Consider the following 24,707-nt stretch of genomic DNA (forward strand, 5'->3'; position numbering starts at 1 on the left):
CGCGACTTCAACGGCCTTCTCCTGGCGGGTCGCCTGTTGCACCAGGCGCATCCGGCGGCGCCAGCTCGCCGCCCATGCGCGCGCGCATTTCGATATGGAAGCGCTCGCGACTCGTGCGCGTGTTCTGGGTGACGGTCGAGCGAAACTTGACGTCTTCGAACAGCGGCGAGGCCTCGAGCAGCGGAATCAGCGCGTAGGCCTCGCTGGATTCGCCGCGCAGTTCGAGCCTGCCCTTCTCGTAGCTGATCTGCTGCACCCAGGTGGAATCCGGCAACAGGTGCGTCACTTCGAGCAGCAGGTCGGGGACATGCGGAACCGCAATGCGTCGCTCGATTGCAAACCGCTGCGCGCGCTCGAGAATACTCGCCTCCTCGCGCAGCTTGATGACCGCATCGGCCTGCTCGCGTGCCTTCGCAAGCTGCGCCGCCTGGGCATCGAGCGCCTTGCCCTGCTGATGCACCGGCAAGGCGAGCGCCGCGGCGACAAGCCCCAGAAGCACCAGCCCCAGCAGCAGATTCAGCCCCGCGGACGAGCGCCCGCGCGGACGCTTTTCGACCGGCAGAAGGTTGAGCGAGCGCGGTGCACCGTCCACGCTGACCCCGGCGATCTCCACATGCCCGCGGCCGAGTTCCGCAATGGCCGCATCGACACCCGCACGCGCCGTTGTGAACAGGCGCGCGGCGACATGCTGGGCGTCGGCTTCGCCGGTTTCGGCGACGTAGTCGAAATAGACCTGCTCGGCGCGAAACGGCGTGCGGCGTTCCATTTCAAAGCCCAGCACTTCGCGCAGGTTCTCTTCGGCCGCGCGCGGCAGCACCACACGGGTGACCAGAACCTCGCCGGATTCCAGCTGAAGCACGGTCGCACGCGGGCGACCGGCGGTTCGCTCGATGAGGTGCAGCGCGAGTTCTTCAGTCCGCAGCGGATCGCCCGCCTCGCCGTTGATCTGCCAGCCGTCCCCGCTGCGGCGAACCGCGAGCGGTGCATCGCCCGCCGCGATGCGCGTGCGCACGGCTGCGGGAATGCAACCGGCCAGGCCTTCGCGCCACCAGCCCCACAGGCGCGCGAGCGTCGAATTGCGTCCGCCCAGCGCTTGACCGATGGCTCCCGCGCCTAATGCCATGGGCGGCTCACTCCGGTCACTGCGGTTTCGCGGCGCGCGGCTTCGCGCGTGCCAGAGGGTCGGTCAGATCGGGCGCTGGTGTGCATTCAGATGCCTTGTTCGCGCCACTCGATCGTGCGCAGGAAGCCGTCGATGGTACCGGGCATCAGCGTAACCGCAAGCGAACCCTTGACGCCGCCCGGAGAACGGGCGCTGATCTCCACAATATAAGCTCTGCCTTCCGCACCCGACAAACCCAGACCGGCCACGGGAACCTGCGGCGCCTCGATCCCGTCACGGTGCGCCGCTGCGCGCTCTTCGAGGTACTGGTCGATCAGCTCGTGGTCGACGCCGGGCAGCGCGTGCAGCGCACCGGGAGAGACCACACTCGCGGAGACCTTCGCACTGCCCGAGTACACGGTCAGCGCGTCGCGCACCCGCGCGACCAGCCGCGCATCCACGGACAGCAGCTGCTGCAGCTCGTCGACGGACTCGAAGGGCGCATCCTTCGCGCCGGCCATCCGGCCGACCGCACGGTAGTCCTCATCCTCGGCGCCGCTGAGCCGCCGCAGGTCATCGACATCCCGCCAGTCCTCGATCTCGTCGAGCACGCGATCGAGATCGCCCGCCTCGACGCCGGCCTGCTCGAACACACCACTGAGCGTTTCCCGGTCCGCGGCGTTCAGATCGATCCGCCCAGCCACATCGTTGATGCGCAGCACGGTCTCAAACCCGGCAAAGGTCCAAGGCACGGCCGTGCCATCGGCTGGAAAGCGCCGCTGGTCGACCGGTCGCAGCAGGTCGAAGGCAACGTAATTCAGCGCCGCCTGGGCAACGGCACGCGCCTGGGCCTGTTCGACGACGTTGCGCGCAAGCCGGGTCTCGGTGCGCGTGGTCGAGGTAAACGCGGCGGCCAGCACGGTCAACAGCGCGACGGTCCAGACCACCGCCAGCAGTGCCACCCCGCGCTCCGCGAGTCGGTCGCTCACCGGCGCGTCCCCCCATCGCTGTCGGTCTGCGGGATCGGCTGGCGGTCGCCGGGCCGCGGAAAGCTCGCGCCGGGCCGCACGGATGAAACCGCGCGTCCGGCGAGCGCCACGTAGACCTCGGGCCATGGACCGCCGTCGGCGCCCAGCTGCACACGCACCGCGAGCGGCAGCTCGGCGCGTTCCAGCCATTCGTCCTGCCAGACCGAATCCTCGTCACCCGGGTCTTTCGGACCGTAGTACTCCAGGCGCCCGGCATCGAGGGACTCGACCATGACGACGGCATCCCACGGTTGATCCGTGTCGTCGTCGCCGAACTTAAGGCTCGCGTCGGAGGCGAAATGCGGCTGCCAGGCCATGTGCAGTTCGACGCCATGGTCACCGTCGACGAGCCACAGGCGCTGGCGGTACAGCCCGCCGAGATCGAGATGCGTGAGCATCGGCGCAACGAACTCGATCGAATCGGGCCGCCCCTCGAACGCGAAGACCTGGCCGTCGTCGGCGTCGGTCCGCCAGGCGATCATCGTCTGCGCGAGCTGCCGGCGCACGAGCTGCTGGACGATGCGCAGGTCCTCGCTGCGCGCGGCGCGGGTGTCCACCCGCTCGGCGGAACGAATGGCCAGCGCAAGCCCGCTGCCGACGATCACCATGAGCGTCGCAAACAGCGCGATCGCGACGATCACCTCGATCAGGGTGAATCCGCGCGCACGGCCCGCGGTGGTATTCTTCAGGGCGCCGAACGCCGGGCCTGCATGCGCAGCCGGATGCCCGGCCGCCCCGTCCCGCCTGCCAGACAGCGACTGTCGACCTGAATCCGACCGATGCCGAAGAAACCCGTTTTTCGTGTGATCTTCCACAACCAGGGCAAGGTCTATGAAGTCTATGCCAGCCGCGTGACGGGCGCCGAGCTGTTCGGCTTTGTCGCGATCGAGGGGCTGCGCTTCAGCGAGACCGATCGCGTCGTGGTCGATCCGCACGAGGAACAGCTCAAGCGCGAGTTCAGCGGTGTCGACCGCACGCTGGTGCCCATGCACGCGGTCGTACGCATCGACGAGGTCAAGAAAGCCGGCGTCGCGCGCATCGGCGATGCGGGCGACACCACATCCAACGTCACACCGTTTCCGATGCCGGTGCCGCCGCGACGCGAATAGGCCGGTTCGAGCCGCGCGCTCACGCCGGCAGGAAACGCATCGACAGATCGACCGCCGAGACGTTCTTGGTCAACGCGCCGACCGAGATGTCATCGACGCCCGTCAGCGCGATCTCGCGGACATTGTCCAGCGACACCCCACCGGACGCTTCCAGCCGCGCACGCCCGGCGTTCAGTTCCACGGCCGCGCGCAGATCGGCGAGACTGAAATTGTCCAGCAGCACGCGCGCCGCACCCGCGGCCAGCGCGCGCTCGAGATCGGCAACGGACTCCACCTCGATCTCGACCTCCAGCCCGTGACCGTGCGCCAGCGCCCGACCCAGGGCCGCTTCGATGGAGCCGCTCGCGGCGATGTGGTTTTCCTTGATCAGGATGGCGTCGTCCAGGCGCATGCGATGGTTGCTGCCGCCGCCGACCCGCACGGCGTATTTCTGTGCCGTACGCAGGCAGGGGACGGTCTTGCGGGTATCGAGGATGCGCGCGCCGGTGCCGGCGACCCGCTCGACATAGCGGGCGGTCACGGTCGCCGTCGCCGACAGGGTTTGCAGGAAATTCAGCGCCGTGCGCTCGCCGGTCAACAGACTCGCCGCGGGCCCGGTTAGTTCACACAGGCAGGCAGCGGGCGCGGCCCACTCGCCCTCGGCGATCTGCCAGCTGACGCGCACGCGCGGATCGAGATACTCGAACACGCCGTCGAACCACGGCCGGCCGCAGACCACGGCGGACTCGCGCGCGATCACCCGCGCGCGGCCCGCGGCAGCGGGCGGAATCAGCAGGGCGCTGGCGTCGCCGGCGCCGAGGTCCTCCTCGACGGCGCGCGCGACTACCGTGCCGACATCATCAGGCGTCCCGATCACGCCGCCGTCCGGCCTCGCGCGTGATGGCGAACACGACGGGACTCAGCAGCAGCAGCGCGACGAGGTTCGGCAGCGCCATGAGGCCGTTGAGCACGTCGGCGAACACCCACACCAGACCGAGTTTGACGATTGAGCCGCCGAAGATCGCCGCGATCCACAGGATGCGGTAGGGCAGGATCACCTTCGTACCGAACAGATACTCCGCGCAGCGTTCGCCGTAGTAGCTCCAGCCCAGCAGCGTGGTGAACGCGAAGATCACCAGCCCGAAGGTCACGATGTACTGGCCACCGGCGATGCCGTTGCTGAACGCGCTCGACGACAGCGCCGCGCCCGTCGCACCGCTGGTCCACTCGCCGGTCACGACGATCACCAGCCCGGTCATCGAACAGACGATGATGGTGTCGATGAACGTGCCCAGCATCGCGATCTTGCCCTGACGCACCGGGTCATTGGTGCGGGCCGCCGCGTGCGCGATCGGCGCCGAGCCGAGTCCGGATTCGTTCGAGAATATTCCGCGCGCGAAGCCGAACCGCAGCGCGGCCCAGACCGTTGCACCCGCGAAGCCGCCGGTCGCGGCGGTGCCGTTGAAGGCACTGTCGAAGATGGTCGCGAACGCCGCCGGCAGCGCTCCGGCATGCGCCACGAGAATGACCAGCGCGCCGACCACGTAGGCGATCGCCATGAACGGCACGAGTTTGCCCGCCACCTCGGCGATACGCTTGATGCCACCCAGGATCACCAGGCCGGCCAGCACGGCCATGACCACGCCGGTCAGCCACAGCGGCACATCGAAGTTCGACTGCATGGCGTCGGCGACGGAATTCGACTGCACGGTGTTGCCGATGCCGAACGCGGCAATCATGCCGAACAGCGCGAACGTCCCGCCCAGCCAGGCCCAGCCCGGGCCCAGTCCGTTGCGGATGTAGTACATCGGCCCGCCGACATGCTGGCCGAGTTCGTCGACCTCGCGGTACTTCACCGCCAGCACGGCTTCGGCGTATTTCGTCGCCATGCCGAACAGCGCAATGACCCACATCCAGAACAGCGCGCCGGGTCCGCCGAGATGGATCGCCGTCGCCACGCCGGCGATGTTGCCGGTGCCGATGGTCGCCGACAGCGCCGTCATCAGCGACTGGAACGGCGTGATGTCGCCGGGCGCGCCGTCGCTCGGCCGACGCCCGCGGAACAGCAGCCGAAAGCCTTCGCCGATCCGCAGCCAGGGCATCAGCCGCAGCCCCAGCGTCAGATAGACGCCGGTGACCGCCAGCAGCGGAATCAGCAGGAATTCGCCCCAGATGATGCCGCTGAGGCGGTCCAACAGATCGTGGATGGCTTGCATGGCTCCCCCGGTGTTATTGATCCGGCGCGACTATAGCCGATCGCCGTGGGGACGGGCCATGCAATGCGGACCGGCCTGAATGGGGCCGGCCCGGTTGCCGATCAGGCCGGATCAGACTCCGGTTTCGCGGGCGCCCGTGAGTCGGTACGCAGAACCGACAGCATCGCGTCCAGCGCGCGGTCCATCAACGGCACCTCGGCCTGTTCGAGCAGGCGCACGCCGCCCCTTCGCAGCGAGGCGGCCAGCCCGTTCGGCGAGACCTCGGCGACCCGCGCGCCGCGCCGGTCGACGAACACGTAGCGCGAGTTCACATCGCTCTTCCAGGCCAGCTTCGCGCGCACGGTGCGGTCGTCGCCCTGGATGAACTCGACCCAGGCACCCTCGCCGAGTTCACGCGCCTGGGCGCTGAACTCGTCGGTGACATGCTCGTCGAGGCTGCTCGGCGAGGCCAGCACGATCTCCTCGACCTGGGCGGCGTGCCGGCTGGTCGGCACCACCGGCGCCGTGGGACCACGCGCCGGCTGCGGCGTGGCGGCCGCGCTGTCCGTTTCGCCGCCGGCCTCCTCGATCGTCTCCGCCGCGGCCGCGGCGATCTCGGCCGCATCGCCCTCGCCACGCAGACAGGCAAAGTGCAGCGCCTGCAAGTCCTTCAGCAGATGGCCGAGCCGGCGATGATCGAACGAAATACCGCCCAGGTTCTCGCGCACCGCCCGCAGCAGCGCCGGGATGCGGTTCAGCAGGGCCTGACGCGCATCACGCGTGGTCTTGGGCTCAACGCTCCAGATCAACAGCTCCAGCACCTCGAGGCGCTTGTGCCATTCCTGCGAGTCCGCGCCGTCGCGCAGCAGGGTCAGGCGCAGCACATCGCGCCAGCCCTCGTCGATCAGCGCCAGCACGGCTTCCGGCAACTGCCGCTCGCCGATGCGCCTGCGCACCTCGGTTTCGACACGCGCCTGCGCCTCGGCCATGCGGTGCTGACCGCGCGTCGCGGTCGTGACCCGGCGCTCGATCGCCGCGGCACTGCGCGCCTCGCGCTCGGAGACCGCCGTGAAATCGGCCAGCAGCGAATCGAACAGCGCGATGTCGTCGGTGAATTCCGCCAGGATGCGCTGGACGACGCCCTCGATCCGCGCGAACACGCTGTCGGCGCCGCGCCCGTCGGACTCGCTCCAGCCGATCGCGGCCTGCGCGAGCGCGTTGAGCAGGCGCCGCGCGGGGTGGGTCTTGTGCGAGAAGAAGCGCCGGTCGAGCAGGGCGACCTTGAGCATCGGGATCTGCAAGCGGCTCAGCAGCGCTTTCATGGCGTCGGGAAGCGCCGTGTCTTCGAGGATGAACTCGAACAGCATCGTGATGACGTCGATCGTGTCGCTGTCGGCACGGCCGAAGACCTTGTTGCGGTTCTGCGCGCCGAGCCCATGCAGGCGTTCGAGCAACACCTCACGACCGCCGCCGAGATACGCCCCGTGCGAGCCAGGCGGCAACAGCACCGGCGCGCCCTCCTGCACGCGTGACAGCGCGGTGATCAGCTCGTCGGACTCGAACGGCGCCATGCCCGGCGGAATGGCCTGGCGCGCGTTCGCGCGTCCGGGGTGACGCCCGAGCAGGCCGCGCAGGGTGTCGTAGAGCTGCACGTCGGCCCCGGCCTCGCCGGCGAATTCATGGAGCTGCTCTTTGGCCGCCGCCTCCTGCGGCGCAACCGATGCCGCGCTGCGCGAGCGATTCCCGGCCCCGGCCACCTCGTGGCGCAGCTCCGGCAGAACGCCGCCGTCCTTGAGCAGGTCGTTGATCGGGTCGAACAGTTCACCGAGCCGCACGATCATGAAGCGGTCGAACAGCTTGTAGATCACCAGCCGGATGCGCGGGTCGACCTTGATCGCGCCGACGGCCTCGCGGATCGCATAGCCCAGTGCCTTCGGACCGAGCGGGTTGTTGTCGTCGTTGACCACGGCGGCGCCGCCGGTCAGCGCCGAAAAGCGCCGGTTCAGACCATGCAGCGGACCGCTGAAACGGTTCTGCGCCTTGGCGATCATGTTGCTGACCGCCAGCGATTCCTCCAGTTCGGACTCGCCGAGGATGTTCAGTTCCTGCGCGTTGCGCGCCAGACCGGCGGCGTCCGAGTACGGCGCCGAGGCATCGATCCAGAAGCGGTCGAAGTGACCGAGCAGGGCGTTCTGGAAGCGCGTCTCGACGGCCTTGCGCTCGCGGCGCAGCACCAGCATGGCGTCGAAGTACGCGGCCTGCTGTTCGCCACGCTCGGCCTTGTCGGCGGACTGAAACATGGCGTCGTCGGCGTGCTCGAAGACCTCGGTGACCATGCTCTGCAGCACATTCGCCGAGGTCGCGCGGCAGCTCGCCAGCAGACGCCGGGCGTGATCGTCGATCATGATGCGCCGGCGCGCACCGGATGCTGCGCCGCTGGAGATCGGGATGATGTTGTCACGTTGCGTCATGCGCGGCTTCGTTTTGGGGTGGATGAATCCTCGCGTATCCTTAGGCACTGCGGGTACCGGACACCGTGACCGGGTTCGCACCGGGCGCCGAGCGGCGCCTTCCCCCGACGGACGGCAGTCACCCGCATGCAGGTCAGGATCCCGATCGAGTTTAGCGTCGCGAATCCGCAGCGCGTGCGAAACGCGCGCTTCATCGCCTCGCCCAATCACAACGAGCGCCCCGCCGGCACCGCGATCGACCTGCTCGTGATCCACTCGATCAGCCTGCCGCCCGGACGCTTCGGCGGCCCCTGGATTGCCGACCTGTTTCTGAACCGGCTCGACCCGGCCGCCGACCCCTACTTTGCCGAGGTGCACGCCTTGCGCGTTTCCGCCCATTTCCTCGTCCGCCGCCGCGGCGGTCTGGTGCAGTTCGTCCCGGTCGACCGGCGCGCCTGGCACGCGGGCCGCTCCAGCTTTGCCGGCCGCGCGGAATGCAACGACTACTCGATTGGCGTCGAACTCGAAGGCGACGACCGGCACGGCTTCACGGCCTCCCAGTACCGCCGTCTGGCGTCGCTGACGGCGGCACTGCAGAAGCGCTTCCCGGGCATCGGCCCGGAGCGCATCGTCGGCCACGAACACATCGCGCCCGGGCGCAAGACCGACCCCGGTCCCGCGTTCGACTGGCCGCAGTTTCGCGCGCTGGTGCGCGCCGCCGGAGGCCGGGCATGAAGGACACCCATCGCATCGATCTGCTGCGCCATGGCGAACCGCTCGGCGGCACCCGCTACCGCGGCGGGCGCGTGGACGACCCGCTCAGCGAAACCGGCTGGCGCCAGATGTGGGCCACCGTCGGCGAGGAAGCGGGTCGCTGGCAGCGCATCGTCAGTTCGCCGATGCTGCGCTGCGTGGAGTTTGCGCGCGCGCTGGGCGAGCGCGACGATCGGCCGGTGGAGGTCGACGAGCGTCTGCGCGAGGTCGGCTTTGGCGCCTGGGAGGGCCGAACCGGCGCCGAGCTGCGCGCGGACGACCCCGACCAGATCCGCCGCTTCTATGCCAATCCGCTGCACAACCGGCCGGCCGGCGCGGAGCCGCTGGGTGAGTTCATCGCCCGTACCGCGGCAGCCGTGGAGGCCCTGCTGGCCGGTCCGCCCGGCCATACGCTGGTGGTCTGTCATGCCGGCATCATCCGCGCCGCCGTCGTGCACCTGACCGGCATACCCCACGAGCGCATGTACCGACTGAACGTCAGCTACGCGAGCCTCACCCGGATCAGCGCCGGCGGCGAACGACCGCCACGCGTGGATTGCTTCAGTTGCGGACAGGCCTGACGCTCCTGCTACTGGTCGCGGCGGCCCGTGCCACCGCGATCGATGTTGAGGACTACTCGGGGCACACGCTGCACCTCGACCAGCCGGCGCGCCGCGTCATCGCGCTCACGCCACAGGCGACCGAACTGAGCTTTGCGGCCGGCGCCGGCCGGAGCCTCGTGGGCGTGAGCCGCTTTTCGGGCTTTCCGCCCGCGGCCCGCGAGCTGCCGGTGATCGGCGATGCCACCCTGCTGGAACGTGAGCGCGTGCTTGCGCTGGCGCCGGACCTCGCGATCGCCTGGGCCAGCGGCAGCGACCGCCGCGCGCTGGACTGGCTGGCGTCACGCGAGATCCCAGTCTTGCGGATCGAAACGCGCCGCCTGGACGACATCCCGGCCACGCTGCGCGCGATCGGCGCCCTCACCGGCCACGCGGCGACTGCCGCGCGCAACGCCGCCGGGCTGAAGCAACGGATCGGGCGACTGCGCGCCCAGAGCCGCACGCGCCGGCCGGTGCGGGTGTTTTACCAGGTCTGGCACCGGCCGCTGATGACGGTCAGCGACGCCCACATCATCGCTGACGGTGTCGCAGCCTGCGGTGGGCGCAACGTGTTCGCCGACGCCCCGGGCCTGACGCCGAGCGTGTCGTTCGAGGCCGTGCTCGCCGCACGCCCCGAAGTGATCGTCATTGCCGCGCCGGGCGGCGCGACCGAGCTGGCCATGGCGCCGTGGTCGCGCTGGTTCGCCGCCAGCGGCACGCAGCTGCCCGTGGTGTTCGTCGACCCGGACACCATGCACCGCGGCAGCGGCCGGATGCTCGACGCGGTCGAGCAGCTATGCGGGGCGCTGGGCCCGTTGGCTCAGTCGGCGGACCAGGCTGCGGCGAGCCGGTCGGGGAACCCCGCGGCACCGTAGGGCACGCGGGCCAGACGCGGGGCCGGCAGCATCCGGTCCAGCGTCGCGAGATTGCCCTCGAGCGCGGGCAGCGCCGGCTCGACCTCGTTGGCGACCCAGCCGATGAGGTCGGCGCCCTCGGCGACGACGGCCCGCGCGGTCAGTCGCGCGTGGCTGATGCAGCCCAGCCTGAGCCCGACGACCAGCACGACCGGCAGCCCGATCCGCAGCGCGAGCGCGCCGAGATCGCCGTCCTCGCCCAGTGGCACCGCCCAGCCGCCGGCGCCCTCGACGATCACGACGTCGGCACGGGCCCGCAGCGCCGCCAATGCGGCCAGCACATTCCCGAACCGGATCGACACGCCCAGCGCCTGCGCCGCGAGATGCGGTGCGATCGGCGGCGCGAAGCAGTACGGATTCACCGCGGCCGGGTCCGCATCGACATTGGCCACCGCGCGCAGACGCTCGGCGTCGTCGTTGCGAAGCTCGCCGTTCCGATCGGGCTCGGCGCCGCTGGCGACCGGCTTGAGTACCGCCACGCGCAGCCCGGCGCCGACCAGGGCCGCCACCAGCCCGACGCTGACCTCGGTCTTGCCACAGCCGGTGTCGGTGCCGGTCACGAAGGCGCCGCCGGCCGCGGCGATCCGCGCGAGCGCCGCGTTCACCGTCGCGGGGGCGCGACGTGCAGCGCGGACATCGGCCGGGGCGCGGCACCCCAGGCGTGTCCATAGACGATGTCCCAGGTTGCCGGCAGACGGCCGTCGGCATCGCGTTCACGCTCGTAGCGCTCGCGCATGCGTGCGAACGCGCGCGGCGAACTCAGGCCCCGGGCCCGATCGCTGTCGGCGTTGTGCGCGCCGAGGTCCTTGAGATCGCGCAGCAGGTCGCCGACCGCGGCATAGGTCAGGGTGATCCGTTCGCAGTCCATGACCGGCTCGGCGAGACCGGCGGCCAGCAGCGCATCGCCGACATCGTGCAGATCGGCAAACGGATGCACGTGCACACCGTGATCCGCGGCCGCGAAGGCCACGCGCAGTTCGGCGAGGGTGTCCGACCCGAGCGTGGAGAACAGCAGCAGCCCGCCCGGTGCCAGCACACGCGCTATCTCGCGGTACTGCGCGTCGGCGTCCGGCGCCCATTGCAGGGCGAGGTTCGAGAACACGAAATCGAAGCTCGCATCCGCGAACGGCAGCCGCCGGCAGTCCGCGCAGACGAACGCCCGCCGCCGCTTCAGTCGCGCACCCCAAGGCACCCGCGACCGTGCCCGCGCGAGCATCGCCGGGGCAAAGTCGAGTTCGGTGATCCGCGCGCCGGGCAGCGCCGCGGCCAGGGCCTCGGTCGTTTCGCCCGTGCCGCTGCCCAGATCGAGCACACGCGCCGGCCGCGCGCGCATCAGCGCAAGCCGCTCGATCAGCCGGCGGCCGACCTCGCGCTGCACCACGGCGGCTGCGTCGTAGCTGGTCGCCGCGTGATCGAACGCACGGCGCGCGGCCTTCGGGTCGATCATCCGGGCAGCCGGCCGTTGGCGGCGAAATCCGCGACCAGGCGCGCGCAGACCTCCGCGGCATCGAGAAACGGCGTGTGTGCGGCGTCTTCCAGCACGTGCGTGGTCGCGTGTTCGGCGAGTGCGGCCACGGCGGGGGCCGCGGCCACCGGCGCGAGTGTGTCCAGGCCGCCGTAGACCCACAGGCTGGCCCGGCGCAGGGCGGCGAGCTCGGCACGCAGGTCCGTCGTGCGCAACAGCCGCAGCCCTACACGCAGCCCCTGCGGATCGGCGGCCGGCCCGGCGTCCACGGACTCGCGCAGGCGCCGCAGCTCCGCGCGCCGCTCGACCCCGCCACCGACCTCGATCGCAAGGAAGCGCTCGATGGTGTCGTTGGGGCGCGACTCCACGGCCCGGCTGAATCCAGCCAGCGAGGCGGCCGGCACGGCGTGCGGCCAGTCGGCCGCCTGCTCGAAACGCGGGGTGGCACCGAACAGCACCAGACGCTCGACGCGGCCCGGGCAGCGCGTTGCGAAGCGCAGCGCGACCTGCGCACCGAGCGACCAGCCGACCCAGATCGCGCGCGGCGGCGCGACCTCGGCGCAGGCCGCGGCCCAGCCGTCCAGCGAATCCGGCACTGGCACATTCGCACTGCGCCCATGGCCGGGCAGGTCGATGCAGGTCACGCGATACCGTTCGCGCAGGCGGTCCATGAAGTCCGACCACACCGCGCTGTGCATGGCCCAGCCATGCACGGCGACCAGTGCCGGCCCCTCCCCCGCGGTGTGCGACCACAGGCTCATGTCGGCAGCGCCGCGAGGACTTCGCCGAGCGCCGCGACGAATGCGTCGATCTGCCCGTGGGTGTGGGCCGTCGAAAGGGTGACGCGCAGCCGGGCACTGCCGGCCGGCACGGTCGGTGGACGGATCGCCGTGACGAGAAAGCCGGCCTCGGCCAGTTCCCGACTCGCTTCCAACGCGCGTTCGTTCGAGCCCAACAGGATCGGCTGGATCGGTGTCTGTGATGGCGAAAGTTCAATTCCGGCGGCTGCGGCCCGCGCGCGAAATCGCGCGACGTTCCCGGCAAGGCCCGCCCGCAGCTCGGGCCGTGTGCGGATCGCCGTGATCGCGGCACGCGCGGCGGCCGCAAGCGCCGGCGGCGGCGCGGTCGTGTAGATGAAACTGCGTGCGAACTGCGTGAGCGTGTCGGTCAGCTCGCGTGAGCCGGCGACGAAGGCACCGGCCACACCAACCGCCTTGCCGAGCGTCGCCATGAGCACCGGCACGTCGCGCTGACCGAGGCCCGCGGCCTCGAGGCTGCCGGCACCGCCGGCGCCCAGCACGCCGAAGCCATGCGCGTCGTCGACCATGAGCCAAGCATCGTGTTGGCGGGACAGCGCCGCGAGCGCTGCCAGCGGTGCGCGGTCACCGTCCATGGAGAACACCGCGTCAGTCACGATCAGCCGTCGGCGCGCCGGTGTGGCCGCGAGCCGTGCCGCGAGATCGTCGGGATCACAATGCCGGTAGCGCACAAAACGCGCGCCGCTGGCGCGCGCCGCATCGATCAGCGAGGCATGGTTCAGGCGGTCGCAGAACACGGCGTCCCCGCGCCCGAGCAATGCGCCGATCGCGCCCTGATTCGCCATCCAGCCGCTCGGAAACAGCAGTGCCGCCTCGCGGCCGGTGAACGCGGCGAGCTCGCGCTCGAGCACCGCGTGTTCATCGCTATAGCCCGTCACGAGTTGCGCCGCGCCGGAACCGACGCCGTACCGGCGTGCCGCCGCGATCAGTGCTGCGACCACGGCTCGATCGGCGGCCAGTCCCAGATAGTCGTTGCCGCAGAAGTTCACCAGCCGCCGCCCGTCGCGTTCGACGGCCGGACCGTGCATCGCCGCCAGCGCATGACGCTCGCGCCAGGCCCCGTCGGCGCGCCGCTGATCGAGCGCGGCGGCGAGCTCGAACATGGCTGTCAGGCGGAGGCCGCGTTGGCGGGATTCAGCGGATGCAGTCCGAGCCTGGCGAACAGCGTCGCGTCGTGGTCGGCGTCCGGGTTGTCGGCCGTGAGCAGGCGTTCCCCGTGGAAGATCGAGTTCGCGCCAGCCAGAAAACTGAGGGCCTGCAACTCGTCGCTCATCTCGGTACGACCCGCCGACAAGCGTACGAACGAGGCCGGCATCATGATCCGCGCGCAGGCGATGGTGCGCACGAATTCCAGCGGATCCAGCCCCGCGACATCGGCCAGCGGCGTGCCCTCGATGCGGATCAGCTGGTTGATCGGCACGGACTCCGGGTGCCGCGGCAGGTTCGCGAGCTGTACCAGCAGCGCCGCGCGATCGCGCCGCGTCTCGCCCATGCCCAAGATGCCACCGCAGCACACGCTCATGCCGGCGGCGCGCACGTGCTCGAGGGTGTCGAGCCGGTCGCGGTAGGTCCGGGTGGTGATGACCTCGCCGTAGAACTCCGGCGAGGTGTCGAGATTGTGGTTGTAGTAGTCGAGCCCGGCCGCCGCCAGCGTGTCGGCCTGCTCGGGCGTCAGCATGCCGAGCGTCGCGCAGGTCTCCAGCCCCAGCGCCTTGACCTCGCGCACCATCTCGACGACGCGCTCGAAACTGCGCCCGGAAGGGTTGCGCCAGGCCGCACCCATGCAGAACCGGCTCGCGCCGCGTTCGCGCGCCGCGCGCGCCTCCTCGAGCACGGTGTCCAGCGGCAGCAGGCGTTCACGTTCGAGGCCGGTGTCGTAACGGGCGCTCTGCGAGCAATAGGCGCAGTCCTCGGAGCAGCCGCCGGTCTTGATCGACAGCAGGGTCGAGACCTGCACGGCGTTCGGATCGAAATGCGCGCGATGCGCGGTCTGCGCCGCGAACAGCAGATCGGCGAATGGCGAGTCGAACAGGGCTTCGACTTCCTCTACGCGCCAGTCGTGGCGGATCGCGCCGGTCTGCGCCATGATCGGTTCCTCGCGATGGACAGGGAAAACGGACGGCTATGGTCACCGGCCCGCAGGGCGTCGTCAACCAGGGCGCCCCATGAAAGTTGACGACTGGACGGCCCGGCTCCTGGACGCGATCTATCCGCGGCTGTGTCTGGTCTGCGGCGCGGCGGTGGACGGCGCGGATCTGTGCCCGCCCTGCCAGGCAGAACTGCCGCGCAACCGCCACGCCTGCCCGCGCTGTGCGGAACCGCTGCCGCCGGCGACACCAGCCGGTGCGGCGTGCGGGCGCTGCCAGCGTCATCCGCCGCCGTTCGCCGCGGCGCTGGCCCCGCTCGTATACACCGGCAGTGCGCGCCTGCTGGCCACCGAACTGAAGTTCGGCCAGCGGTTCGCCGTCGCGCGGGTGCTTGGAGCGGCGCTCGCCGATGCCGTGGCGGCCGAACCGCGGACCCGACCGGCAGCGATCCTGCCCGTGCCGCTGCATCGCGGCCGTCTGTTTGGCCGCGGCTTCAATCAGGCCGCCGAGATCGCGCGGGTCGCCGGCCGGGCGCTGGCGATCCCGGTGCGGCTCGATGTGTTGCGTCGCGTGCGCGCGACTGCGGCCCAGACCGGCCTCGAAGCCAGCGCCCGCAGACGCAACCTGCGCGGCGCGTTCGAGGTCCGCGGACGACTGCCGGACGGCCCGATCGCGATCGTCGACGACATCGTCACGACCGGCAGCACGGCGGCGGAGATCGCCCGCACCCTGCGCCGGGCCGGCGCGAAAGAGGTGCTGATCTGGGCTGGTGCCCGCACGCCCCGGCCGGGGTAATCGGCGCGTCGGTCCCCGCAACGCCCGGCCCGCCCGCGAGGTCGTCGCTATACTGCCCCGCCCCGCCGAAACCGCGACGGAGCCTGCCATGCCCGAATCCCTGTCGAACATCGATCCGTCAGCGATCCTGCACCAGTACGTGATCCCGTGGGCCATCAATATCGCGCTGGCGCTGGTCGTGTTCGTGGTCGGGCGCCTGGTCGTGGGCCTGATCGTGAAGATGCTCGGCGCCGTGCTGCGCCGCGCGAAGGTCGCGCCGATCCTGTCGAATTTCCTGTGCTCCATCGCCAAGGCCATGATGCTGCTGGTGGTGATCATCGCCGCCCTGCATCAGCTCGGGATCGATACGACCTCGCTGATCGCACTGATTGGCGCGGCAGGCCTGGCCGTCGGCCTGGCGCTGCAGGACTCGCTGAAGAACTTCGCCGCCGGCGTGCTGCTGATCCTGTTCCGGCCGTTCAAGACCGGCGACTTCGTTGAACTCGCCAACACCGCCGGAACGGTCGAGGAAATCAACGTGTTCTCGACCCGGCTGCGCACCGGCGACAACCGTGCCGTGCTGGTACCGAACGGGGCGATCTACAGCGGCACGATCACGAACTACTCGGCGAATCCGACGCGGCGCATCGATCTGGTGTTCGGCATCGCCTACGGTGACGATCTGCGCAGGGCCAAGTCCGTGATCGAGGAAATTCTCGGTGCAGACGAACGCATCCTCAAGGATCCGGCCCCGCAGGTGGCGGTCGGCGAACTCTCGGACGCCAGCGTGGACATCAACGTACGCCCCTGGGTCAACAACGCCGACTACTGGACCGTGCGCTCGGACCTGCTCGAACGCATCATGCTGGGCCTCGAAGGCGCCGGTCTGACCATTCCGTATCCGCAGCTCGACGTGAATCTGCGCCGGGCCTGACCCTGCCCACCCTCGCGTTCGGGCGCGACGGGGACCGGCGCGGGCGTTTCAAGCCCCGGGACGGTCGGATTCGCGCGCGCTTGACGCAGGTCACACCGGCGCCATGCCGGAGCGGTCGCGGTCTCGCATTCCTAATGGATTTTCGCTATTTTTCGAACTTCGCCCCGATCCGGGGTGGAATTTCCTTCGTGCAAAACGTGGAGTACTGAAGTCATGAAGAAGATCACGAAACTTGCCGCGGTCCTCGCGCTGGCCAGCGCCGCGACGATCGGTTCGACCTCCGCCAGCGCCTGGTGGGGCAACGACGACTATTACGGCGGCGGCCCGTGGGGCGGCGGTCCTTGGCATGGCGGCTACCCGGGCTACGGTGGCTGGGGTGGACCGTGGGGCGGTGGCTACCCGGGCTATGGTGGCTGGGGCGGCTATCCGGGCTACGGCTGGGGCGGCATGCCGTACGGCGGCTACGGCTATCCCTACGGTGGCTACGCCGCACCGGCACAGCCGCAGGCCAGCACGCCGAGCAAGTAAGCTCGCGTCGGCGTCAGAAGCGCCGCACCGCCAGCGCGCGGTGCGGCGTTTTTTTATGCTTGCTGGATTTCCGGTGCGATGCGCCGTTGGCGCAAGAACTCTTTCGTAAACCGCCAATGCCCCGAGTACACCAAGCGGTCTCTAGGTAACGAAGATGTGCACCACGCACCGGAGGTCGCTTGAAATGCCGAATGCGGTGCGTGGTACGCACCCTACGGTGCTACGAATTCCGGCGGCGGCGTGAAACGGCAATCATGCCCGCGAGCCCGGCTCCCAACAGCCACAACGCCCCGGGAACTGGCAGTGAGTAGGGTGCGCACTGCGCACCGTTGAGCCTGGTCCACGCGCCGCTAGTGCGCGCGGGCGGTCGGGTATTCGCGCATGATGATGGTCGGGTTCAGGCGCGGGCGGGCGAGCAGCGGATCGCTGGCGGACAACGGTTTCAACTCCGGCAGCGTGCCGGACTGAAACGCGGCATCCCAGCGTGCCGCGCGCTCGGCGAGTGCGTAGTCCGCCTTCCACAGCGCCATCTGCACGACGGGCCCGAGTGCCTCGCGGGCCGAATCGAATTTGCCCTGCGCGGCACGCGCATAGGCGAGCAGTTCGTGCACAGACGGCACGGGCACGGTCCGGGCAATCTCCGTGGCCGTGGTTTCAGCGGCGGCCGGATCGCGAAGCCTCGGCTCGGTCGCCGTCGCCTGCAGCCAGGCGCGCGCGTAACGCAGCTGCGGGCCCTTGATGCGGCGCGACTCGGCCAGCGCTAGCTCCGCATCGATCGCCGACTCGCTCGCACCCGAGTTGGCGAGCGCGCTGATGAGTTCGAGCCGTGCCGGCAGGTTGTCGGGATCGGCCTCGATGGCGACGCGATCGTAGCCGATGGCGGCCGCGAAATCGCCACGCTGCATCGCCAGCCCCGCGAGCGCGAAGTTCGCACCGGCATGGTCGGGCTCGGCCGCGAGCGCCGCGCGGTAGTGGGCCTCGGCGGCGGCCGTGTCGCCATCCACATCCACGAGCACGCCGAGAAGAAACAGGGCCAACGCGTGGTCTGGGTGTTCACTCGCGACCTTCGCAAGCTCGGCACGCGCGCGATCCTCGCTGCCGGTCAGGTAGGCCGCGCGCGCGAGGCTCACACGCGCATTCGCATTCGCGGGCTCGACGCCCAGGCCCCGGTCGAATGCCGCGACGGCATCCGCGAAACGACGCTCGCTGACCGCGCGCATCGCGTCAATGAAATGCGTACGGGCCTGACGCCCGAGCGCCTCGAGTTCGTCGACGAATTCATCGACCACGCGCGGTTCGCCATGCCGCGGCGCCTGCAGATGCGCCTTGGCCTCCTCGCGCCGACCGAGCGCGATCAGCGCCTGCGCCAGCGGGTAATGCACGCGTCCGGCCTGCGGATCGTGCTCCAGCGCCCGCGCGAGATGCTCGGCCGCCGCGGCGTTGTCGCGACGCAGCAGCGCGATCTGGCCCAGCCCGTATTCGGCGCCGGCCTCGAGCCCGGGCACGCCGAGCGCCGCGCGGAACAGCGGCTCGGCCTCGTCGATGCGTGCGAGGTCGAGCAGCATCTGCGCGCGACGCAGCCCGAGCGGCGGATAGTCCGGGCGGATGCGCGCGGCGGCATCGAAGCGCTCCAGCGCCGTCTCGGCACGGCCGTCGTAGTGGGCAATCCACGCGAGGTAGTAGACCCAGCGGAAATCAGCCGGCGCATAGACCAGCGCGTTGCGATAACCGGTCTCGGCCATCGGGTACACGCCGACGTTGTGATACAGCGCGGCGAGTTCGCCGAAGGCCTCGGCCAGTCGCTTTGCATCGACCGGCGCCGCGAGCGCGGCGTTCAGGCGCTTGCGCGCATCGCCGATCGCGGCCTGCATGACCGGCTCCGCGCCCTGGATGTCAGGCTCGGCCAGTGCGACGACCTGCGGATGCGTCGCATCCGGGAGCTCGGACGCCTGATCGGCCTGCGCCGTGGCGCAGGCCGACACAAGCACAAGAGGGAGAATCCGCCGCCGGATCACGCGGGCGGCGCAATGTCGACGGTGCGGTCCACGCCCTCGACCGGCACGAGCTGCCGGCTGCCATCCGGCCAGCGCACTTCGAGACGGTCGACCGTGGTGAGCGCGCCAAGACCGAAGGTCACAGTGGCCTCGACCTGCGATAGAAAACTGCGCGCCGGAACCACGCGGCGGGTCTGCGTCACGCCGCCGGCCACGAGGCGCACTTCGGCGCCGATCGCATCGGTGTTGGGCGCCCGGCCGCGCAGGCGCACGCGCAGCCAGTGTTTGCCGAGCGTCTGATCGTTGCGGTAGAGCTTCGCCGCGCGGCCGTTCTGGGCGATCGCGAGGTCCAGATCGCCGTCACCGTCGATGTCCGCGAACGCCGCTCCGCGCGCGACCAGCGGCTCGCCGAGATCGCCGGCCCCGGTCGCATGCACGAACCGCCGCGGGCACTCGCCGCCGCAGTTCCAGAACAGCTGCGGCGGCTGTGCGTAGTGCTGGCTCGGCTGCACGCGGTTGATCTGATCGTCGAGGTGCCCGTTGGCCTGAAACAGGTCCAGCCGCCCGTCGAGATCGTAGTCGAAGAAGAACAGTCCGAAGGTCAGTGCAAGCCGCGTCGCGGGACCGAGCCCCTCGATCACGGACTCGTCGGCGAACGGCGCGCGGCCACCGGCGGTCACCAGCAGCGAACTCGGCTCGTTCGCGAAGTTGCCGATCGCGATGCCGAGTTCGGCGTCGTTGCGGTAGTTCGCGGCATCGATGCCCATTGCACCGGTCGCGTCGCCGTCGCGATCGTAGGCGACGCCTTCCAGTGCGCCGGTCTCCTCGAAACGACCATCGCCGAGGTTGTGAAAATAGAAATTGCGCGTGGTGTCGTTGGCGACGACGAGATCGAGCCGACCGTCCGCGTCGGCGTCCACCACCGCCACCCCCAGCGCCTTGCCCTCGGGGCGACCCGTCACCGGATCGTTCTGCTCGATGCCGGCGGCCAGGGTGACATCCGTGAACCGCCCGTCGCCGTCATTGCGGTACAGGCGGCTGGTCGCGCCGGTGAAGTGATTCGGCGCGCCATACGCCCGGCCGATGCCGGCGACCTGGAAGTCGATCTCGAAGTCGATCTGCCGCGACCAGTGGATGTAGTTCGCCGCGAACAGGTCCAGATCGCCATCGCCGTCGTAGTCGAAGAACACCGCGGCCGTGCTCCAGTCCTCCGGCAGGCCGCCGACGCCGGCGACCTCGGTCACGTCGGTGAAGCGGCCGGCGTCGTTGCGCAGCAGGCGATTCGTGCCGAGCGCGGTGAGATACAGATCGGCGTCGCCGTCGCCGTCGTAATCCGCGGCGACCGCGCCCATGCCATAGAGCGGGAAATCGAGACCGGCGACCGCCGTCACATCGTCGAACCGGCCATGCCCGTCATTGCGATAGAGCTTCGCGGACGGTGCCGGCGCGCGCGCATGCTCCGGCCACTCGGTCGAGTTGACGAACAGCAGATCCTCGTCGCCGTCACCGTCGTAGTCGAAGAACGCCACGCCGGAACCGATGGTTTCGGGCAGCAGTTTGTCGCCGTGTGCGCCGTTGACATGCACGAAGTCGATGCCGGCCGCTGCCGTGACGTCCGTGAATACCACGGGCGGTGGTTCAGTCGTGCTCCGGGCCATGACCGGCGCCTCGACCACGGCCTCGACGATCGGGGCCGCGGGTTCCGGTCGCTGGATGAACCACCACACCGCAGCGACCGCCCCGAGCGCGAGCAGCACGACGATCGCCGACGCACGAAACGCCCGGCCGATGTTCGCGTCATTGCGCTCAGCCATCGCCGTCGCGTCTCCGCGTCTCCGCCAGCATCGCGGCCGGCAGTCTCAGTGCGTAGATCGCCGTCGGTGCGGCGGCGTGGTCGGCCGCCGGATTCGCCGCACGATGCACGGCCACGGCCTGCGCGATCGCAAGTTCGTCGGTCTTGTAGCGCTCGTGCAGTTCACGGTGATGGGCCGCAAGCTGGGACTCCCCACGATCGTCGTGCACCAGCGCGAGATTGTAGTGCGCGGTCGCGTTCTCGGGATCGATTGCGAGCGCGCGCTCCAGCGCGGCCTGGGCACGATCCAGAAACTCGCCGCGTTCGGCGGCACGCGCCTCGCCACGGGCCTGGCGCGAACGCTCGAACAGCGTGCGGCCGAGGAGATTCCAAACCCGGTAGTCCAGCGCGAAATCGAACCCACGCGCGCGGGCTTCGGCATAGTTGGTCGCGAGTAGATCGTCGAGCCGTTCGATCGCACGATCGAACTCGCCGTTCTCACGCTCGATCTGCGCGCTGAACCAAGCCAGTGTCCACGGCGGCGCCGGCGGATCGGCCGAGCCGGCTGCGGCCAGTGCGTCGGCGGCCTCGGCAAGCCGACCTTCCTTGAAGTAGACCCGCGCGCGGTTCAGTGCACCGTCGGCACGCCCCAGCGCCTCGACCGCGCCGAATGCGGCCTCGGCCTGGCGCAACTGCCCCTTGTTCAGCCCCTCGTTGCCCTCGCGCAGCAGGCCGATGCCATAGTCGTTCCAGCGCTGCCAGGGCGGAATCTTCGGGCCCTCCACGGCAGCGACCGACGCACCGCCGGCGACGGGCAGACGAATCGCATCGCGCGCCATGGTCACGATTGGCAGGTCGTTGATCGCATCGGGCCGGTCGAGCAGCTTGCGCAGGTAGATCGTGTCGAACTTGCGGTAATGCAGCGCGACCTCGAGATCGATCGGGCCGTGCGCATCCGGCGGCACTTCGATCGCGTAATGCACCACGGCCGCCGCGCCGGGCGGGATCTGGTGGTTGTACAGCGCGACGAAGATGTCCTGGGCGTTGCGACGGTCGATGCGATTGCCGTCGCGGTCGAGCACGTAGGCGTTGACGAAATAGGCCCACGGATCGACCGCGCCGCTCGCATCACGCGTGCCGCTGGTGCCAATCACCCGCTCGCCATCGCGCACGTTCAGTTCCACCCACAGCTCGTTGGAATCGGCGGTGCCCTGGGTCAGCGCGTGGCCGAGCCCGGTCGTGCGCACGACGACCTCAAGCAGATAGCGTTCACCGGGTTCGAGCACCGGAACGTTCGGACGCAGCGGCGCGAGCAGTTCGCCGTCGATCTCGCCACCGCGTTTGAGGCCGAACAGGTCCACGCGCACGACATCTTCGAGTGCCGCGCGACGCGCCGTATTCGCCCAGTCCGGGCTGCCCACCAGCGCGCCGACGCCGGTATTGCCGGACGGAAACAGGTGGTCATGCACGGCCAGCGGATGCCGGTCATCGAGCCTGCGCGCGGCCGGGTCGTCGGCGCCGATCGCCGGCATGTGGCAGCGATTGCAGTTCGTCTCGGCCTGCTTCGGGTAGTAGAAGCTGTCCACGCGATGCCCCGACACGCCCGAGAGCAGGAAGCTGTCGTAGTGATTCTGGCCCCGCAGCCAGCGGTAGCGGTTCAGCGCCTCGGGCAGATGCACCTTGTGACAGGTCGCGCAGAACTCGGCACTCTTGTGCAGCGGTCTCAGCAGCGTGGCCTTGTGCAGTTCGGGCTTTGCGCGGATCAGCTGACGGTTGATCGCCTGCAGCAACCCGGTCTCGCTGTCGGCAAACGGATAGGCCGGCGGCACGCCGATGGTGAAATCGCCGTTGCCGCGCGGCGAGTCCACCGACTCGATGGCGTGACAACCCAGGCAGCCGATGCCGGCCTGGGCCTCAGCCCCTTCGGTATCGAAATCGACCTGATCGAACGCGCCGGACAGCAGCGGAACGAGATCGTGACAGCCGGCGCAGAACCGCGCGGCCTGCATGGAGCCGTCGCGTGCGTGCAGCCGTTCACGCGCCTCGTTGACGGCGAACCGGTACGCGGGATTGTTGAATGAACTCAGGCGGTGCGCGGAGTGTTCGGCGCGCTCGACGATGTCGGCGTGACATTCCCGGCAGCTGTGATCGACCAGCAGGTCCCGCGCGGCGATCCGTCCGCCGTCTCGGGTCTTCACCAGGCTCGGGGTGAAATCGGCCTGTGCGACGACAGGCGGCCGGTCGGGCAGCGCATGCAGTCCGAGCATCGCCACGACCAGCGCCGCCGCCGCACCGCTCCAGCGCAATCCGAGGCGCCACCGCAGCGTCGGCCCCGCCAGCCGGTGCAGCACGAACAGCCAGACCACGACAAACGGCGTGATGACGTGGGCCCAGTACGCGACGGCGCGAACGCCCTGGTCGTTGATTTCGAAGAATCCGAAGCGCGTCAGCACGACGCCGCTCACGAGCAGGACCAGCGCCGTCGAGAACAACCCCAGCCCGGCGCGCACGGCGTTGCGATTGGGCCGCCGCCAGGCTCGACGCAGATGCCGAATGCCGAACACCAGGAACGGCACGATCAGCACCAGCCCGAGCACCAGGTGCACGGCGAACATGACCAGGTAGAAGCGATCCTGCAGCAGGCTTCCGGTCATATTCTCCGCAACGGTGACACCGCCGAGCCAGACCGAGTTGATCGCCTCCAGCCCAAACAGGACCAGCACGACGACCAGCCAGCGGCGCAGGCGCGGGCCCGTCACGGGCTGGTAACGCGGCGGTCGCGGCGAAGTTTGGACGGGGGCGGACATGCAGGGGTCGACGCGGAAACGCTGGCCAGAACCAAACCGGAACGGCGCGAAATTCTACCGAAGCCGGCCTGCGGCCGGGCTGATCTGCATCAGGGTATGCTGATTTTCTTATTGACCGTGTCCGCCCGAAGCGACCGCGCCAGCGGCCTTTGAACCCCACAGACCCAGAGGGCGCAGAGATTGTCAGTGACCAAGGGTGCACAGTGCGCACCGAGTCGAATAATCACGCGCCGAAAATGGTGCGTGGTACGCACCCTACATCCGCGGTGTGCGTAGGCTGCGCACGGCGCGCCGTGTGGAGTGATCACCCGCCGGAAACGGTGCGTGGTACGCACCCTACATGGGTGGCGTGCGTAGGGTGCGCACGGCGCACCGTGTGGAGTGATCACCCGCCGGAAACGGTGCGTGGTACGCACCCTACATCCGCGGTGTGCGTAGGCTGCGCACGGCGCGCCGTGTGGAGTGATCACCCGCCGGAAACGGTGCGTGGTACGCACCCTACATGGGTGGTGTGCGTAGGCTGCGCACCCTGTTCGAGCAGGCCGGACAGGTCGCATCGCGCGCGAAGCGCAGCACCCGCAGGTCCAGCGTCTCGGCATCGAGCGCCAGCAGCCGGCCGACCAGCGGCTCGCCGATGCCCGCGACGAGCTTCACGGCCTCCAGCGCCTGGAGGCTTCCCGCGATGCCGACGACCGGGGCCAGCACGCCTTCGAGCGCGCAGTCCGCGCCCTCGCTGCCATCGTCGTCGTAGAGACAGCGGTAGCAGGGGCCGTCCTCGCGCCGCGGATCGAAGCTCGTGACCTGCGCCTCGAGCCGGATCGCCGCGCCCGAAACCAGCGGCGTGCCGGCCGCGACACAGGCTGCGTTGATCGCGAAACGCGTCGGGAAGTTGTCGGAGCAATCCAGCACGCAGTCGGCCGCAGCGACCTCGCGCGCGAGTTCATCCGCATCGAGTTGCCAGTCCAGCGCCGTGACCTCAGTGCGAGGATTCAGCGCATGGATCGCATCCGCCGCCGAGCGTGCCTTCTCGCGGCCGATGTCGGTCTGGCGGTGGATGATCTGGCGTTGCAGGTTCGAGGGCTCGACGCGATCAAAATCACTGAGCACCAGATGGCCGACACCGGCGGCAGCCAGATACAGCGCCGCCGGCGAGCCCAACCCGCCGAGGCCGATGATCAGTACGCGTGCGTCGAGCAGACGCTGCTGCCCATCGACGCCGAGCTGGGGCAAGCGAATCTGGCGGCTGTAGCGTTCGGAATCGTCGGGGTGCATGTCTGCAACGCGGTGTCACGGCGAACCGCCAGTCAGCCGCCAGCGTAGGTTCCCGGGCGCCCTGATTTCAATGCGGGCCGGAGCGGGACGGATGCCGGCTCAAATCA

At 69.7% G+C, this 24,707-nt stretch carries 23 protein-coding genes; 7 read left to right on the plus strand and 16 right to left on the minus strand.

Translation table 11 applies throughout. The features are described 5' to 3' along the window. Nucleotides 1–7 precede the first annotated feature (7 nt). From KDG50_09925 to KDG50_09935, 3 genes are all read right to left on the minus strand, one after another. Nucleotides 8–1,123, minus strand: a complete 1,116-nt coding sequence (locus KDG50_09925; GenBank protein MCB1865737.1) for a PilN domain-containing protein — start codon at nt 1,121–1,123, stop codon at nt 8–10. A gap of 86 nt (nt 1,124–1,209) precedes the next feature. Beyond that, complete coding sequence (locus tag KDG50_09930) at nt 1,210–2,091, minus strand: general secretion pathway protein GspK (protein ID MCB1865738.1); 882 nt, start codon at nt 2,089–2,091, stop codon at nt 1,210–1,212. Then, nucleotides 2,088–2,771, minus strand: coding sequence for a hypothetical protein (locus KDG50_09935; protein MCB1865739.1), 684 nt, complete (start codon nt 2,769–2,771; stop codon nt 2,088–2,090). Before KDG50_09935 ends, KDG50_09930 begins: the two co-directional genes overlap by 4 nt. A 138-nt stretch (nt 2,772–2,909) precedes the next feature. On the opposite strand from KDG50_09935, the gene KDG50_09940 reads away from it, so the two are divergent. Then, nucleotides 2,910–3,239 (plus strand): DUF1820 family protein, encoded by a 330-nt coding sequence (locus tag KDG50_09940; GenBank protein MCB1865740.1) that lies wholly within the window; start codon nt 2,910–2,912, stop codon nt 3,237–3,239. 19 nt (nt 3,240–3,258) lie between these two features. On the opposite strand, the gene nadC is transcribed toward KDG50_09940, so the two are convergent. The 3 genes from nadC to KDG50_09955 form a co-directional block, all read right to left on the minus strand. Next, entirely contained in the window at nt 3,259–4,092 is an 834-nt protein-coding gene (nadC, locus tag KDG50_09945; GenBank protein ID MCB1865741.1) for a carboxylating nicotinate-nucleotide diphosphorylase, read from the minus strand. Then, a complete protein-coding gene (locus KDG50_09950; protein ID MCB1865742.1) occupies nt 4,079–5,434 on the minus strand; it encodes a sodium:alanine symporter family protein in 1,356 nt (451 codons plus the stop codon). Before KDG50_09950 ends, nadC begins: the two co-directional genes overlap by 14 nt. Before the next feature lie 101 nt (nt 5,435–5,535). After that, nucleotides 5,536–7,884, minus strand: coding sequence for a DUF1631 domain-containing protein (locus KDG50_09955; protein MCB1865743.1), 2,349 nt, complete (start codon nt 7,882–7,884; stop codon nt 5,536–5,538). A 126-nt stretch (nt 7,885–8,010) separates the two neighbouring features. Here KDG50_09955 and ampD point away from each other — a divergent pair, with 126 nt between their 5' ends. Genes ampD through KDG50_09970 form a run of 3 tightly spaced genes read left to right on the plus strand, consistent with a single transcriptional unit; the run spans nt 8,011 to nt 10,090 of the window. Further along, nucleotides 8,011–8,598, plus strand: a complete 588-nt coding sequence (ampD, locus tag KDG50_09960) for a 1,6-anhydro-N-acetylmuramyl-L-alanine amidase AmpD (protein ID MCB1865744.1) — start codon at nt 8,011–8,013, stop codon at nt 8,596–8,598. Next, a complete protein-coding gene (locus KDG50_09965) occupies nt 8,595–9,197 on the plus strand; it encodes a histidine phosphatase family protein (GenBank protein MCB1865745.1) in 603 nt (200 codons plus the stop codon). The genes ampD and KDG50_09965 overlap by 4 nt, the downstream gene beginning before the upstream one ends. Next, entirely contained in the window at nt 9,182–10,090 is a 909-nt protein-coding gene (locus KDG50_09970; protein ID MCB1865746.1) for a cobalamin-binding protein, read from the plus strand. Before KDG50_09965 ends, KDG50_09970 begins: the two co-directional genes overlap by 16 nt. Here KDG50_09970 and bioD read toward each other — a convergent pair. From bioD to bioB, 5 genes are read right to left on the minus strand one after another with little or no spacing between them, the layout of a single operon-like run. Then, complete coding sequence (bioD, locus tag KDG50_09975; GenBank protein MCB1865747.1) at nt 10,036–10,713, minus strand: dethiobiotin synthase; 678 nt, start codon at nt 10,711–10,713, stop codon at nt 10,036–10,038. The genes KDG50_09970 and bioD overlap by 55 nt on opposite strands. Nucleotides 10,714–10,730: 17 nt before the next feature. Then, a complete protein-coding gene (gene bioC / locus KDG50_09980; GenBank protein MCB1865748.1) occupies nt 10,731–11,576 on the minus strand; it encodes a malonyl-ACP O-methyltransferase BioC in 846 nt (281 codons plus the stop codon). Further along, complete coding sequence (bioH, locus tag KDG50_09985; GenBank protein ID MCB1865749.1) at nt 11,573–12,355, minus strand: pimeloyl-ACP methyl ester esterase BioH; 783 nt, start codon at nt 12,353–12,355, stop codon at nt 11,573–11,575. Before bioH ends, bioC begins: the two co-directional genes overlap by 4 nt. Further along, entirely contained in the window at nt 12,352–13,515 is a 1,164-nt protein-coding gene (gene bioF, locus KDG50_09990; GenBank protein ID MCB1865750.1) for an 8-amino-7-oxononanoate synthase, read from the minus strand. The genes bioH and bioF overlap by 4 nt, the downstream gene beginning before the upstream one ends. A 5-nt stretch (nt 13,516–13,520) precedes the next feature. After that, the gene (gene bioB / locus KDG50_09995; GenBank protein MCB1865751.1) at nt 13,521–14,498 is read right to left on the minus strand and encodes a biotin synthase BioB; all 978 of its coding nucleotides are present in this window, start codon (nt 14,496–14,498) and stop codon (nt 13,521–13,523) included. 79 nt (nt 14,499–14,577) lie between these two features. On the opposite strand from bioB, the gene KDG50_10000 reads away from it, so the two are divergent. The 3 genes from KDG50_10000 (at nt 14,578) to KDG50_10010 (ending at nt 16,735) form a co-directional block, all read left to right on the plus strand. Beyond that, nucleotides 14,578–15,294, plus strand: a complete 717-nt coding sequence (locus tag KDG50_10000; GenBank protein ID MCB1865752.1) for a ComF family protein — start codon at nt 14,578–14,580, stop codon at nt 15,292–15,294. A gap of 88 nt (nt 15,295–15,382) precedes the next feature. Beyond that, nucleotides 15,383–16,207, plus strand: a complete 825-nt coding sequence (locus KDG50_10005; GenBank protein MCB1865753.1) for a mechanosensitive ion channel — start codon at nt 15,383–15,385, stop codon at nt 16,205–16,207. Between the two features lie 213 nt (nt 16,208–16,420). After that, nucleotides 16,421–16,735: a hypothetical protein gene (locus tag KDG50_10010; protein MCB1865754.1), complete on the plus strand. Its 315-nt coding sequence runs from the start codon at nt 16,421–16,423 to the stop codon at nt 16,733–16,735. A gap of 220 nt (nt 16,736–16,955) precedes the next feature. On the opposite strand, the gene KDG50_10015 is transcribed toward KDG50_10010, so the two are convergent. The 5 genes from KDG50_10015 to moeB all read right to left on the minus strand — a co-directional run bounded on the left by KDG50_10015 (nt 16,956) and on the right by moeB (nt 24,600). Then, nucleotides 16,956–17,039 carry a PEP-CTERM sorting domain-containing protein gene (locus KDG50_10015; GenBank protein ID MCB1865755.1) on the minus strand — a complete coding sequence of 28 codons (84 nt, stop codon included), beginning with the start codon at nt 17,037–17,039 and terminating at the stop codon, nt 16,956–16,958. Between the two features lie 46 nt (nt 17,040–17,085). Next, nucleotides 17,086–18,723: a tetratricopeptide repeat protein gene (locus KDG50_10020; GenBank protein ID MCB1865756.1), complete on the minus strand. Its 1,638-nt coding sequence runs from the start codon at nt 18,721–18,723 to the stop codon at nt 17,086–17,088. 23 nt (nt 18,724–18,746) lie between these two features. Beyond that, the gene (locus tag KDG50_10025) at nt 18,747–20,543 is read right to left on the minus strand and encodes a CRTAC1 family protein (GenBank protein MCB1865757.1); all 1,797 of its coding nucleotides are present in this window, start codon (nt 20,541–20,543) and stop codon (nt 18,747–18,749) included. Next, nucleotides 20,536–23,328: a tetratricopeptide repeat protein gene (locus tag KDG50_10030; GenBank protein ID MCB1865758.1), complete on the minus strand. Its 2,793-nt coding sequence runs from the start codon at nt 23,326–23,328 to the stop codon at nt 20,536–20,538. The genes KDG50_10025 and KDG50_10030 overlap by 8 nt, the downstream gene beginning before the upstream one ends. Nucleotides 23,329–23,826: 498 nt before the next feature. Continuing rightward, a complete protein-coding gene (moeB, locus tag KDG50_10035; protein MCB1865759.1) occupies nt 23,827–24,600 on the minus strand; it encodes a molybdopterin-synthase adenylyltransferase MoeB in 774 nt (257 codons plus the stop codon). Nucleotides 24,601–24,707 lie beyond the last annotated feature (107 nt).

Source organism: Chromatiales bacterium, from assembly GCA_020445605.1.
Lineage (GTDB): Bacteria > Pseudomonadota > Gammaproteobacteria > JAGRGH01 > JAGRGH01 > JAGRGH01.

Excerpts from the sequence above, each read along its gene's own strand:
- KDG50_09925 (MCB1865737.1), bottom strand. The coding sequence starts at position 1,123 with ATGGCATTAGGCGCGGGAGCCATCGGTCAAGCGCTGGGCGGACGCAAT.
- KDG50_09940 (MCB1865740.1), top strand. The coding sequence starts at position 2,910 with ATGCCGAAGAAACCCGTTTTTCGTGTGATCTTCCACAACCAGGGCAAG.
- KDG50_09950 (MCB1865742.1), bottom strand. The coding sequence starts at position 5,434 with ATGCAAGCCATCCACGATCTGTTGGACCGCCTCAGCGGCATCATCTGG.
- KDG50_09955 (MCB1865743.1), bottom strand. The coding sequence starts at position 7,884 with ATGACGCAACGTGACAACATCATCCCGATCTCCAGCGGCGCAGCATCC.
- ampD (MCB1865744.1), top strand. The coding sequence starts at position 8,011 with ATGCAGGTCAGGATCCCGATCGAGTTTAGCGTCGCGAATCCGCAGCGC.
- KDG50_09965 (MCB1865745.1), top strand. The coding sequence starts at position 8,595 with ATGAAGGACACCCATCGCATCGATCTGCTGCGCCATGGCGAACCGCTC.
- bioC (MCB1865748.1), bottom strand. The coding sequence starts at position 11,576 with ATGATCGACCCGAAGGCCGCGCGCCGTGCGTTCGATCACGCGGCGACC.
- bioH (MCB1865749.1), bottom strand. The coding sequence starts at position 12,355 with ATGAGCCTGTGGTCGCACACCGCGGGGGAGGGGCCGGCACTGGTCGCC.
- bioF (MCB1865750.1), bottom strand. The coding sequence starts at position 13,515 with ATGTTCGAGCTCGCCGCCGCGCTCGATCAGCGGCGCGCCGACGGGGCC.
- bioB (MCB1865751.1), bottom strand. The coding sequence starts at position 14,498 with ATGGCGCAGACCGGCGCGATCCGCCACGACTGGCGCGTAGAGGAAGTC.
- KDG50_10000 (MCB1865752.1), top strand. The coding sequence starts at position 14,578 with ATGAAAGTTGACGACTGGACGGCCCGGCTCCTGGACGCGATCTATCCG.
- KDG50_10005 (MCB1865753.1), top strand. The coding sequence starts at position 15,383 with ATGCCCGAATCCCTGTCGAACATCGATCCGTCAGCGATCCTGCACCAG.
- KDG50_10010 (MCB1865754.1), top strand. The coding sequence starts at position 16,421 with ATGAAGAAGATCACGAAACTTGCCGCGGTCCTCGCGCTGGCCAGCGCC.
- KDG50_10025 (MCB1865757.1), bottom strand. The coding sequence starts at position 20,543 with ATGGCTGAGCGCAATGACGCGAACATCGGCCGGGCGTTTCGTGCGTCG.
- KDG50_10030 (MCB1865758.1), bottom strand. The coding sequence starts at position 23,328 with ATGTCCGCCCCCGTCCAAACTTCGCCGCGACCGCCGCGTTACCAGCCC.
- moeB (MCB1865759.1), bottom strand. The coding sequence starts at position 24,600 with ATGCACCCCGACGATTCCGAACGCTACAGCCGCCAGATTCGCTTGCCC.